Consider the following 12,122-nt stretch of genomic DNA (forward strand, 5'->3'; position numbering starts at 1 on the left):
GGCCGGGGGCCCGGCGGTCGTCCGGGCGGCGGTCGGCGGTGCGGCGGTCGTCCGGACGGCCGCCGCCCGCTCCCGGGCCGGGCGCGGGGGCCGGCTCCGCGGGCGTACGGCGGTCGGCTTCGGTGCCGACCGGCCGTATCGGGTTCACCGGGCGGCTGGGCGCGCGCTCATCGCTCTGCTGGTCCGGGGCCCTGCGGTCGTCGGCCGGTTTCCTGCTCGGGGTGAACCAGCCCCAGTCGCCACTGTTTCCGCCGGAGCCGTCGCTGCCGGCCGACGATGTGGTGGTCGGAGCGTCCATGGTTGCCTCGCCTCGAACATCTTTCTGTCGGTCTTCGCACTTCCGCTGCCGGAATGTGCCCGCAATTCCCCGTCCTGGTGCACTGATTCAAGCGAGAATGGTCGTGCCGACCCTCTCCGTAACTCTCTTCCGGGCAGCATGCCATGCTCGTTCCCCGTCCCGGGCGCATAGCCCGAAGTCCGGGAAACGGGGGCTGTGTTCCCGTTATGCCGGTTGGCCTGGGATGCCCGTTCTGACCCCGTTACAGCACGCCGCACGGAACCGGATCCGACCCTACCGGCCCCGGATGAATTCACAAGCCCCAAGTGCCCCACACCTATTACACCCACCAACTCACGTAATTACCGATAGTTACGTGCGGTTACCCATCAATTCGTAGGCCTCTCGGAGATCACGACCGCTATAGGCGTGGGATGCGATTTCGCTCACATGGTGGTCGGCGTTCACGGCGACCGAGACCGGCACCACCGCGAACAGTTCGGCGTCCGAGAGGGAATCCCCATAGGCCACACAGTGATCCCTGGTCAAGCCGAACTTCGCACAGAGTTCATCGGCGATCCGGACCTTCGCGGCCGGGGTCAGGATCCCCGCCGGATCCACCGGCTCCCGGAACGGCACGGCGGGCCACGCCGAGCCGTACGTGGCGTCCGCGCCCCAGTCCAGCAGCCGCGACACGAAGAAGCCCGGCGAGAGCGAGATCACCGCACAGCGCTCGCCCCGCGCCCGGATGTCCGCCCACACCTCGCGGATCCCGGCCAGCCACGGCGCCCCCTCGAACGCCGCCGCCACATGCTCCTCCGTCAGCGCCTCCCACAGCGCACAGGCCCGCTCCGCGAACTGGGCCGTCGTCAGCTCCCCGCCCGCGAACGCCCGCTCCAGCGCGGCGATCTCCCGCTCCAGACCGAGCTGCCGGGAGATCTCGATCGCGGCGGCCGAGCCGTGGATGAGCGTCCCGTCCAGATCGAACAGATGCAGTCTGGTCATACCAGCCGAGCGTAGATGCACCCGCCGGCCCCCACCGCCCCGGCCCGGCGCAGCCGCCCCCGGCCCGGCGCCAACGGCCCGGTCCAGCCCCCGTCGCACCGGTCCAGCCCCCGTCGCACCGGTCCAGCCCCCGTCGCACCTGTCCGGAGCCATCGCACCGGTCCGCCCGCGCCGCCGGGAGTACGCGCGGATACTCCCGGCGTCAGACGCCCCGGGGGCCGCCGCGCCGCCACGGTGGGGACATGCGGCAACTCACCCGCCCCGCGCGCCGGGGCCTCCTCGTCGTTCATGTCGTCGTCTCCGTCGGATGGCTCGGGCTGACCCTCGGAGTACTGGCCCTGGGGATCACCGGGGCCACGGCCGGCTCGGCCGAAGCAGCCGGGGCGGCGTACCGGTCCATGAATGTGCTGGGCGACTGGCTGCTGATCCCGATCAGCCTGCTGTCGCTGGTCAGCGGGATCGTGCTGTCGCTGGGGACGCCCTGGGGGCTGGCGCGCCACCGGTGGGTGTATGTGAAGTTCTGGCTGACAATGCTCACCACCGCCGCCACGGCGTTCGCCCTGCGCGCCCGGATCGACTCCGCGATGGCCGATGTGGTGGCGGGCCGGGCGGTCGGGGCGACCACCGATCTGATCCTGGCCCCGTCGGTCAGCCTGGGCGTCTATACCTTTCTCACCGCGATCTCGGTGATCAAGCCCTGGGGGCTGACCGCCCGGGGACGGCGGCTGCGGGCGACAAAGCGCCGATAATTGCATACGCGGTCTATTTCATCCCTGGACTATCCTGGAATCCGCTCACCCACCTAGGAGGGGTTCCATGCCGGATGAACCGCACGGCGCCGTCGCCCCGCCCGCAGGACAGGCACTCGCCCAGGGCTGGTGCGCCCTGTCCTCCCTGCACGGCCGGATAGAGACGCACATCGAGCGTGCGCTGCAGGCCGGGCACGATCTGAGCGTCCGCGAATTCTCCGTGCTCAACGTACTCAGCGGGCAGCACGACGGCGACGGCGGACATCTGCAGATGAAGCAGCTCGCCGACTCCGTCGTGCTCAGCCAGAGCGCCACGACCCGGCTGGTCACCCGGCTGGAGGACCGCGGTCTGCTCGCCCGCTACATCTGCCCCGGCGACCGCCGCGGCATCTACACCAATGTCAGCGACGACGGGCTCAAGCTCCTGGAGGAGGCGCGGCCGACGCATGACACCGCGCTGCGCGAGGCCCTCGCCGAGGCCGCCCGGCGGCCGGAACTGGCGCCCCTCGTCGCCGCTGTGGAGGGGCTGCCCGGCACCACGTGCTGATCCCGGGACGTGCTGATCCCGGGACGTGCTGACCGGGACGTGCCGATGCCGGGGCGTGCTGATTCCCGGTGGCCGGGGCCCGTCGCCGCCGTCCGGGGCTCGCGGGCCCCCGGCGTAGGCTCCACCGCATGAGCGACTTCGAGATACGGCGCGCGACCGCCGATGACATCCCGGCGATCGTGGCCCTGCTGGCGGACGACCCGCTCGGCGCCCGCCGGGAGTCCCCGGACGACCTGGCCCCGTACCGCGCCGCCTTCGAGCGGCTGGTCTCGGATCCCCAGCAGCGGCTGGTCGTCGCGGTCCGGGAGGGCCGCACCGTCGGCACCCTCCAACTGACCGTGATCCCGGGGCTGTCCCGGCGCGGCGCCACGCGCTCGATCATCGAAGGCGTCCGGATCCACTCCGAGGAGCGCGGCGGCGGGCTCGGCACCCAGCTGATCGAATGGGCCGTCGAGGAGTCGCGCCGCGAGGGGTGTCTGCTGGTGCAGCTCACCTCGGACGCGACCCGTATCGACGCCCACCGCTTCTACGAGCGGCTCGGCTTCGAGGCCAGCCACATCGGCTTCAAGCTGCCGCTGGCCTGAACCGACCTGGTCTCACTTCCCGGCCGGCGGCCTCACAGCGTCGCGAGATCGACGGCCTCGGCCATCCGCCGGTAGCCCGCGTCGTTCGGGTGCTTGAAGTCGCCCGAGTCGTACGCCGGGTTCAGCCGCAGCGGATCGGACGGCGCGGCCATGACCTCCGCGAAGTCGACGACCGCGTCGAAGGCGCCCGAGGTGCGGATCCAGTCGTTGATCGCGGCGCGCTTCGCCTCGGAGCGCGGGGTGTGGTACTCGGCGCCCTTGAACGGCAGGATCGTCCCGCCGATGGCCTTGATCCCGCGGGCGTGGGCAAGAGCGATCAGCTCCCGGTAACCGGCGATCACCTCCTCGGCCGACACCTGCGGATTGGGCTTGTAGGTGGGCAGATCGACCTCGCTGAAGCCGATGTCATTGAGCCCCTCGAGCAGGATCACCGACCGTACGCCCGGCTTGTCCAGGACATCGCGCCGGAAGCGGGCGCCCGCCCGGTCGCCGTACCAGGCCGAGTCGCGCAGCAGCAGATTGCCGCCGATCCCGGAGTTGAGGACGGGGCGCGGGGTGCCCGCGGCCGCGAGGCGCTCGGCCAGCAGATCCGGCCAGCGGTGGTCGGCGTCGTAGGTCGAGCCGAAGCCGTCGGTGATCGAGTCGCCGAAGGCCACCACCGTGCCCGGGTGCCGGGAACCGCCGGTGACCTCGACATCGGAGAGGTAGTACCAGGAGTGGGTGGTCTCGGTGAAGGCCGTCCCGGCGCGGTCGGCGCGGTGGTCGCCGTCCGCGCGGAAGCTGCGGGCGTACGCCTGGGAGTGGAAGGTGGCGGGGCCGGTCGGGCGGTCGAAGTACAGCGTGACCGTGACCGGCTGACGAGCCGCCACCCGCAGCGGGGCCGCGTCGCTCACCGTCTCCCCGCCCGCCGGGATCTCCGCCGATCGCCGGTGCCCGAAGGTCAGCGCGCGCAGGCTCGCGCCGTGGACGGAGGCGCCGTGCGCGGTATGGGCGATCGTCGCGCCCGCGATCCGCAGCGGGGTGGTGCCGTAGCGGTTCGACAGCCCGATCCGGGCCGCCGTGCCGCCGCCGGTGACCCGGACGACCTGACGCACGGTCTGGGCGGTGCGCTCGGCGAACCCGCTCTCGGCCCAGTTCTTCTCGAAGCCCGAGCTGGGGCGCTGGACGGGGGCGGCCCACCCGGCCGACCAGACCGTCCCCGGCCGGTCGCGGCCTGCTGACGGGCCTCCGGGCCGGGCGGTGGCCGTCCCGGAGGCGCCCATGGAGGCGGCCATGACGGTGGCGAGGGCGAGCAGGGAGGCGCTGAGACGAAGCGTGGACGAGCGCACGGCGGGGCTCCTGGGGGAGGCGAGAGTGAGCGGGTCGGATCAGGCCGCTCCCGTACGGAGATCCGGGGTACGTGGGTACGGAGGTACGGGAGCACATGAGCTCCGGCGTATCGACATACCGGCGAACCGGCGAACCGGCGTACCCGCGTACCCGCGAACCGAAGTACGGGAGAGCCGGAGACCAACCTGCCGCCCACCGCACCGCCGACCCAGCCCCCGGCCGTGCGTACCACTGGCGGGGTCAGGCTACGGCCGCCGGATCCTCGGCAACCCACCGGAACGCGGCACCCCGCTCCCGCCCCGCCGCCTCCCCTCAGAGCGCGCGCCAGCCCTCCGGGTCGACCCCGCCGGGCACCACGTCACCCGGGGCGTAGGGCTCCCGGGTGAACACGAAGGTGCCCAGGTCCAGATGGGCCGGGGCGCCGCCCTCCCCCTCGACCACCCGCAGCGTCTCCCCCGCGTAATAGCCGTCCAGCCCCGTCCAGGTGCCGTCCGGCTCGGCCCGGAAGCGGGAGGCCCGGCCTCCCCCGGTGGCCGGGGACAGCTCCAGTCCACGGTCCGCGCGCAGCCGCAGATGGTAGGCGCGGGGGCCCCAGTACCAGGGGCCGGTCAGCGCCAGCAGCGCCGGATCGACCTCGGTCAGCGGGCGCCAGGGCTCGGGGATACGGGGCTCGTGCTCCGCCACGATCCGTATGAGGTCGGCGGCGATGGCGCCGATCGCCGGCCCCGAGGTGGTGTTGGCCAGCGCGATCCCGGCCAGCCGGTCCTCGGCGCTCACCCACAGCGAGGCCAGGAAGCCGGGCATGGAGCCGGTGTGGCCGTGGAGGAACCGTCCGCCGTGCCGGACGAGCTGTGTCCCCAGGCCATAGCCGCCGTCCCAGTCCCCCTCCTCGGGAGCGACGGCGGGCACCCGCATCTCGGCGAGCGACTCCGCGCCGAGCACCCGCTCGTCCCCGTCCAGCAGGAAGGCGGCGAAGCGGGCCAGATCCCCGGCGGTCGACCAGAGCTGTCCGGCCGGGCCCATCCGCCCGGTGTCCTCGGCCGGTTCGGGCAGCAGCACATCCGCCCAGGGGTGCACGGCCCATCCTCCGGCGTGCGGCGCCCGCGGCTCGAGCGACGTACGCCCCATCCCCAGCGGTTCCAGCACCTCGCGCGCGAGCACCTCGCCCCAGGGCGCTCCGCGCAGCCGCTCGACCAGCGCGCCGAGCAGTGCGAAACCGGGATTGGAGTAGTGATGACGGCGGCCCGCGGGGTGGGTCAGCGGGCGCTCGCCGAAGATATCGGCGGTCTCGGGCCGCAGCGCCCCGGGCGTGCGCTCCCACCACGGGCCGCGGGCCTCGGCGGCGAGCCCCGAGGTGTGGGAGAGGAGCTGGGCCACGGTCGCGCCCTCGGCCTCCGGCACGTCCAGATGCTTGGCCAGCGGATCGCCGAGGTCCAGCAGCCCCTCGTCGCGCAGCCGCATCACCAGCACCGCCACAAAGGTCTTGGTCAAGGAGCCGATGCGGTACTGGGTGTCGGTGTCCGGTGCGGATCCGTCCACAGAGCTGCGCGCACCCGTCCACACCAGCCGCCCCTCCCGCACCACGGCCCCGACCAGCGACGGGGCACGGCCCTCGGCCTGGCCGCGGGCAAGGCGCCGCAGCAGGGCACGGCGGGTGGCGGGCAGCGGCTCGGCGAACTCATCCACGTCGGGTGTGGTCATATCGGCACTCTACGGCGAGGGTGTGACAACGGTCAGTCATCGGTCGGCGGCCGGGTGCCACCCAGCCCCGCGCCGCGCTCTGGCCTTGACGCCGGGGTCAAGGTCTACCGTCAGGTCATGCGGATCGGAGAGCTGGCCGAACGGGCGGGTACCACCACCCGCACCCTGCGCTATTACGAGTCGCTCGGGCTGCTGCCCGCGCGCCGCACCGGCAATGGTTACCGGTCGTACGACGAGGAGGACCTGCGGCTGCTCCAGCAGATCCGCACGCTGCGGGACTTCGGCTTCGAGCTGGAGGAGACGCGTCCGTTCGTCGAGTGCCTGCGCTCCGGCCATCCGGCCGGTGACTCCTGCCCCGCCTCGCTGGAGGTCTACCGGCGCAAGCTCGCCGAGCTGGACGAGTGCATCGCCCGGCTGGGCGCGATCCGGGAGCGGGTCGGGACACAGCTCGACCAGGCGGAGCGGGCCCGCGCGGAGCTGGAGGCCGAGGCGACAGCGCCCGAAGGGGCCCCGGAGCCGCGCTGTGAGCTGACGCCGCCCGGCCCGTGAGCCCGCCGTAACCACAACAGCTCCACCCGCACGACAAAGACGCCAAGGGAGATATGACATGTCACTGACACACACCGGGGGAGTGGCCACGGTCACGGACGCCACCTTCGCCGAGGAGGTGCTGGCGGCCGAGCTGCCGGTGCTGGTGAAGTTCACCGCCTCGTGGTGCCCGCCGTGCCGGATGATCGCGCCGGTGCTGGCGGAGATCGCGCAGGAGGAGGGCCACCGGCTGAAGGTGGTGTCCCTGGACGTGGACGAGAACCCGTCCACCACCAACGCGTACGGAGTGCTCTCGATGCCGACCCTGATGCTGTTCCGGGCGGGCGAGCCGGTGCGGTCGCTGGTCGGGGCCCGCAGCAAGCGGCGGCTGCTGGAAGAGCTCGGCGAAGCGCTCTGACCCCGTACCTGACCCCGTACTGACGCGATCTGACGCGCGCCGGAGCCGAGGCCGAACCGCCCCTGCTACGTTGGCCGGACATGACCATCAGCGGGGGCGGCCGCCAGCGGCCGTGAGCGGCCATCAGGCGGCCGGCAGTGGGGGCGGAAAAGGTGAGGTCAGCGGTGCGCGTCCTGGTGCAGGGGAAACCCGTCGACTCCTATCCGGCGCTGCCTCCCGAGGCCGGGCGCGGTTCCCCGCGCCGGATCACCGAGGTCGGTGAGGAGGTGCTCCGCCGCTCCTGCCGCGAGGTGACCGAGTTCGGCACGCCCGAGCTGAGCGCCCTCATCGACGACATGTTCCTCACCATGTACATCGCCGACGGCGCCGGGCTGGCCGCCAATCAGGTCGACGTCGATCTGCGGCTGTTCGTCTACGACTGCCCTGACGACCACGGCGTACGGCACGTCGGCCACATCATCAACCCCGTCCTGGACCAGCCCGACCCGTCCCACCGGCTGCTCATCGAGGAGGCCGAGGGCTGTCTGTCCGTACCGGGCGCGCGGATGGACGTACCGCGCACCGACCGCACCGTGGTCCGCGGCGTCGACAAGGACGGCAACCCGCTGGTGATCGAGGGCACCGGCTACTTCGCCCGGTGTCTGCAGCACGAGGCCGACCACCTCTCGGGGCACCTCTACATCGACCGGCTCTCCAAGCGCGACCGCAAGGACGCGCTGCGGCAGATGGCGGACCGTCATGAGGAGGTCCTCGCCCGGCGCGTGGAGAAGGCGACGGCCCTGGGCCACCAGCTCCAGCCCTGACCGGCCCCGGCTACCGCTCACCGCAGCCGTCGCGCTCGCAGCACGGTGTCATGGGTGTGGTGGGTGCCGGCGGGGGCGGGAGCGGTGCGTGGACGGGTCTCGTTGACCACAACCGCCCAGTCGTCGTCGAGCACCCCGGCGATGTCGTCGGGCTGGTAGTAGTCCCCGGGGTCGAAGCCCTGCTCCGGGTCCGCGCTCAGGTCGGCGAGGTCATGCGTGGCGAACAGCAGCGTGCCCCCGGGCGCGACGGCATCCAGCAGCCTGCGCAGCCCGCCGTGGTCCGGCTGACGCTTGAGCGGAAAGTACTGGACCGACACCAGGTCGAACGCCGCGCCCGGGAGCGGCGCACTGATCAGATCGGACCGCATCCACGCCACCCGGCCCCCGATATCCGCGGCCGCCGCGGCGGCGCGCTCCAAGGCGACCCGGGAGATGTCCACCGCGGTCACCTGCCACCCCCGCCGCGCCAGCCAGACCGCGTCGCCACCCTCCCCACACCCCACATCGAGCGCCTGTCCCGGCGGCATCTCGGCGACCTCGCTGACAAGCACCCCGTTGGGCGCCCCGCTGAAGAGCTGATCACGACTGCCATACCTGTCGTCCCAGAACTGTCTGTCCATGCCCACCAACCTGCCCCCGCCCAGGGCGAGCTGACAAATTTCTTTGCGGGAACGGCAAAGCGCGGGCCGGGCAGCGGCTGTCAGGTCTGGGCCATGTCCACGAAGCGGGAGTAGTGGCCCTGGAAGGCGACGGTGATCGTGGCCGTCGGGCCGTTACGGTGCTTGGCGACGATCAGGTCCGCCTCGCCCGCGCGCGGCGACTCCTTCTCGTAGGCGTCCTCGCGGTGGAGCAGGATGACCATGTCGGCGTCCTGCTCGATGGATCCACTCTCTCGGAGGTCCGAGACCATCGGCTTCTTGTCCGTGCGCTGCTCGGGACCTCGGTTCAGCTGGGAAAGCGCGATGACCGGCACCTCCAGCTCCTTGGCCAGCAGCTTCAGGTTTCGCGACATGTCCGAGACCTCCTGCTGACGGCTCTCGGGGCGCCGGGCGCCGCCGGACTGCATCAGCTGGAGGTAGTCGATGACGACCAGTTGGAGGTCATTGCGCTGCTTGAGGCGGCGGCACTTGGCGCGGATCTCCATCATCGACAGGTTCGGGGAGTCGTCGATGAAGAGCGGGGCCTGGGAGACGTCCGGCATCCGCCGGGCCAGCCGGGTCCAGTCCTCGTCGGTCATGCTGCCGGAGCGCATGTGGTGGAGCGCCACCCGGGCCTCGGCGGAGAGCAGACGCATCGCGATCTCGTTGCGGCCCATCTCCAGGGAGAAGATCACGCTCGGCATGGCGTGCTTGATGGAACAGGCGCGCGCGAAGTCGAGGGCCAAGGTGGACTTACCCATGGCGGGGCGGGCGGCGATGACGATCATCTGGCCCGGGTGCAGCCCGTTCGTGAGGGAGTCCAGGTCGGTGAAGCCGGTGGGCACGCCGGACATCTGTCCGCTGCGCGAGCCGATCGCCTCGATCTCGTCGAGCGCGCCCTCCATGATGTCGCCGAGCGGCAGATAGTCCTCGCTGGTGCGCTGCTCGGTGACGGCGTAGATCTCGGCCTGGGCGTTGTTGACGATCTCGTCGACGTCCCCGTCCGCCGCGTATCCCATCTGGGTGATACGGGTGCCGGCCTCGACGAGGCGGCGCAGCACGGCGCGCTCGTGGACGATCTCCGCGTAGTACTCCGCGTTGGCGGCCGTGGGGACCGACTGGACGAGGGTGTGGAGATACGAGGCGCCGCCGACCCGGGCGATCTCGCCGCGCTTGGTCAGCTCCGCGGCGACGGTGATCGGGTCGGCCGGCTCCCCCTTGGCGTAGAGGTCCAGGATGGCCTGGTAGACGGTCTCATGGGCGGGCCGGTAGAAGTCATTGCCCTTGAGGACCTCCACCACATCCGCGATGGCGTCCTTGGAGAGCAGCATGCCGCCGAGCACGGACTGCTCGGCGTCGAGGTCCTGGGGCGGAACGCGCTCGAAGCCGGAGCCCTCCCAGGCGGAGCCGCCGCCTCCGTCGCGGTCCTGTCCGTCGCGGCCCCGGCCGCCGCCCTCACCGCGGCGGAAGCGGGGGGACGGGAACCGGTCGGACGGGCCGGAGTCCGCCCATGGGTCGTCCATGGGCTCGGGCACGCTCACCCCGCCACCTCCTCCCGTCCGCGAAGCGAACCTCGCCGTGCCCGTCCTTCTTACGGCACGGCTATGACACAACTGAGCGGCCGGCTTTCCGGACACGGCGCATCGGAAGCTGGGGGTTCCAGGGCCGGATCGGGTGGCGGGCGCCGGACCACGGTAGGCCCGTCGGGACCGCCAGCCAACTTGGTTATCCACAGGGCATGTGGATGATGGGATCCATCCTGTGGGTAAGTCGCGCGAACCTGTGCACGGGCCGGGGGACAGTGCTGTGGACAAACACACAATCACCCCGAGAACTCAGGCCTGACCTGCTGTTTCTCTATCCAGTGCCTGTGCAGAAGAAAAACTTCCGCCCCCAGCGCAAGATCACGACAAAGGGCGCAGAGAAGATCGTCCCGCGCGCCGCCTTGTAAGGACCAGTAATAGCTTGTGTCTCTTACCTGTGGACGATTACATTTCCCTCATGACACAGGCCCCCACGAGCGCGCGGAGCACCCCGCGCCACCACGACCGCGAGATCATCGCACTCGCGCTTCCCGCCTTCGGCGCACTCGTGGCGGAACCCCTCTTCGTCATGGTCGACAGCGCCGTCGTCGGCCATCTGGGCACCGCCCAGCTGGCCGGTCTGGGCGTCGCCGCGGCCCTGCTCACCACCGCCGTCAACATCTTCGTCTTCCTCGCCTACGCCACCACCGCGGCGGTGGCCCGCCGGGTCGGCGCGGGCGACCTCGCCGGGGCGATACGACAGGGCATGGACGGCATCTGGCTGGCCCTGCTGCTCGGTGCCGCCGTCATCGCCGTCACCCTTCCCACCGCTCCCGCCCTGGTCGACCTCTTCGGCGCCTCGGACACCGCCGCGCCCTACGCCACCACCTATCTGCGGATCAGCGCCCTCGGCATCCCCGCGATGCTGGTGGTGCTCGCCGCCACCGGTGTGCTGCGCGGCCTCCAGGACACCCGGACCCCGCTGTATGTCGCCATCGGCGGCTTCGGGGCCAACGCCGCCCTGAACGCCACCCTGGTCTATGGGGCCGGGCTGGGCATCGCGGGCTCGGCCTGGGGCACGGTGATCGCCCAGAACGCCATGGCCGCCGTCTACCTCGCCGTCGTCATCCGGGGTGCGCGGCGCCATGGCACCTCGCTGCGGCCCGATGCCGCGGGGATCAGGGCCTGTGCCCACGCCGGGGCACCGCTGCTGATCCGTACGCTCTCGCTGCGCGCCGTGATGCTGATCGCGACGGCCGTGGCGGCCCGCCTCGGCGACACCGATATCGCCGCCCATCAGATCGTGCTCACCCTGTGGAGCCTGCTGGCGTTCGCCCTGGACGCCATCGCCATCGCGGGCCAGGCGATCATCGGACGCTATCTGGGGGCGGGTGACGAGGAGGGGGCACGGGCCGCCTGCCGCCGCATGGTGCGGTGGGGTATCGCCTCCGGGGTGGCGCTGGGGCTGCTGGTCGTCGCCTCCCGGCCGCTGTTCATCCCCCTGTTCACCACCGATTCCTCGGTACGGGACGCCCTGCTGCCCGCCCTGCTGGTCACGGCCCTCATCCAGCCGGTCTCGGGTGTGGTGTTCGTCCTCGACGGCGTACTGATGGGCGCGGGCGACGGGCCGTATCTGGCCTGGGCGATGATCGCCACGCTGGTCGTCTTCGCCCCGGTGGCGCTGCTGGTGCCCTCGCTCGGCGGAGGCCTGACGGCGCTGTGGTGCACCATGGCGCTGATGATGTCGGTCCGGATGGCGACCCTGTGGCTGCGCACCCGCTCCGGCCGCTGGATCGTCACCGGCGCGGTACGAAGCTGAGTCCATGTCCCGCCAGTCAGCCCCCGGCACGGCGGAGGACAACACGGCGGAGGGCAAGGCGGAGACCCAGCACAGCGGAAGGCCGACACGGCGGAGGGGGGGGCCCCCCCCCCACGGGGGGGGGCCCCCCGGGGGGGCGTGGGGGCGCGGCGCGGCGGCGCCAACCCGCGGGCTGGGGCGCGCCCCCCCCCGCCCCCCCCA

The 12,122-nt window shown here is 71.9% G+C and carries 12 protein-coding genes and 1 pseudogene; 7 read left to right on the forward strand and 6 right to left on the reverse strand.

The window, feature by feature from the left end; all coding sequences use genetic code 11:
- Together ACFXB5_RS44380 and ACFXB5_RS44385 are read right to left on the reverse strand one after the other, a co-directional pair.
- Positions 1-298: pseudogene (locus ACFXB5_RS44380) on the reverse strand (flavohemoprotein); the annotation flags it as partial.
- 351 nt (positions 299-649) lie between these two features.
- A complete protein-coding gene (locus tag ACFXB5_RS44385) occupies positions 650-1,282 on the reverse strand; it encodes an HAD family hydrolase (RefSeq protein WP_385219496.1) in 633 nt (210 codons plus the stop codon).
- Between the two features lie 242 nt (positions 1,283-1,524).
- Between ACFXB5_RS44385 and ACFXB5_RS44390 the strand changes: the two genes are divergently transcribed.
- From ACFXB5_RS44390 to ACFXB5_RS44400, 3 genes are all read left to right on the forward strand, one after another.
- Positions 1,525-2,031 carry a DUF2269 domain-containing protein gene (locus tag ACFXB5_RS44390; protein WP_385219498.1) on the forward strand — a complete coding sequence of 169 codons (507 nt, stop codon included), beginning with the start codon at positions 1,525-1,527 and terminating at the stop codon, positions 2,029-2,031.
- A gap of 67 nt (positions 2,032-2,098) precedes the next feature.
- Positions 2,099-2,578: a MarR family winged helix-turn-helix transcriptional regulator gene (locus tag ACFXB5_RS44395; protein WP_385219500.1), complete on the forward strand. Its 480-nt coding sequence runs from the start codon at positions 2,099-2,101 to the stop codon at positions 2,576-2,578.
- A 128-nt stretch (positions 2,579-2,706) separates the two neighbouring features.
- Entirely contained in the window at positions 2,707-3,162 is a 456-nt protein-coding gene (locus tag ACFXB5_RS44400) for a GNAT family N-acetyltransferase (RefSeq protein ID WP_385219502.1), read from the forward strand.
- A gap of 32 nt (positions 3,163-3,194) precedes the next feature.
- Here the strand turns inward: ACFXB5_RS44400 and ACFXB5_RS44405 are convergent, their stop codons facing one another.
- A complete protein-coding gene (locus ACFXB5_RS44405; RefSeq protein WP_385219504.1) occupies positions 3,195-4,490 on the reverse strand; it encodes an SGNH/GDSL hydrolase family protein in 1,296 nt (431 codons plus the stop codon).
- A gap of 313 nt (positions 4,491-4,803) precedes the next feature.
- A complete protein-coding gene (locus ACFXB5_RS44410) occupies positions 4,804-6,192 on the reverse strand; it encodes a serine hydrolase domain-containing protein (RefSeq protein WP_385219505.1) in 1,389 nt (462 codons plus the stop codon).
- A gap of 117 nt (positions 6,193-6,309) precedes the next feature.
- Between ACFXB5_RS44410 and ACFXB5_RS44415 the strand changes: the two genes are divergently transcribed.
- The 3 genes from ACFXB5_RS44415 (at position 6,310) to def (ending at position 7,941) form a co-directional block, all read left to right on the forward strand.
- Positions 6,310-6,741 carry a MerR family transcriptional regulator gene (locus ACFXB5_RS44415; RefSeq protein ID WP_385219506.1) on the forward strand — a complete coding sequence of 144 codons (432 nt, stop codon included), beginning with the start codon at positions 6,310-6,312 and terminating at the stop codon, positions 6,739-6,741.
- A gap of 58 nt (positions 6,742-6,799) precedes the next feature.
- Positions 6,800-7,138, forward strand: coding sequence for a thioredoxin (gene trxA / locus ACFXB5_RS44420; RefSeq protein WP_044572667.1), 339 nt, complete (start codon positions 6,800-6,802; stop codon positions 7,136-7,138).
- 164 nt (positions 7,139-7,302) lie between these two features.
- On the forward strand, positions 7,303-7,941 hold the full coding sequence (gene def, locus ACFXB5_RS44425) for a peptide deformylase (protein WP_385219509.1): 639 nt from the start codon (positions 7,303-7,305) through the stop codon (positions 7,939-7,941).
- Between the two features lie 17 nt (positions 7,942-7,958).
- Here the strand turns inward: def and ACFXB5_RS44430 are convergent, their stop codons facing one another.
- Entirely contained in the window at positions 7,959-8,561 is a 603-nt protein-coding gene (locus ACFXB5_RS44430; protein ID WP_385219511.1) for a class I SAM-dependent methyltransferase, read from the reverse strand.
- Between the two features lie 80 nt (positions 8,562-8,641).
- Positions 8,642-10,120, reverse strand: a complete 1,479-nt coding sequence (gene dnaB, locus ACFXB5_RS44435; RefSeq protein ID WP_385219513.1) for a replicative DNA helicase — start codon at positions 10,118-10,120, stop codon at positions 8,642-8,644.
- Positions 10,121-10,580: 460 nt separating this feature from the next.
- On the opposite strand from dnaB, the gene ACFXB5_RS44440 reads away from it, so the two are divergent.
- A complete protein-coding gene (locus ACFXB5_RS44440) occupies positions 10,581-11,921 on the forward strand; it encodes an MATE family efflux transporter (protein WP_385219515.1) in 1,341 nt (446 codons plus the stop codon).
- Positions 11,922-12,122: the final 201 nt, after the last annotated feature.

This window comes from Streptomyces sp. NPDC059455 (assembly GCF_042750115.1).
Taxonomy (GTDB): domain Bacteria; phylum Actinomycetota; class Actinomycetes; order Streptomycetales; family Streptomycetaceae; genus Streptomyces; species Streptomyces endocoffeicus.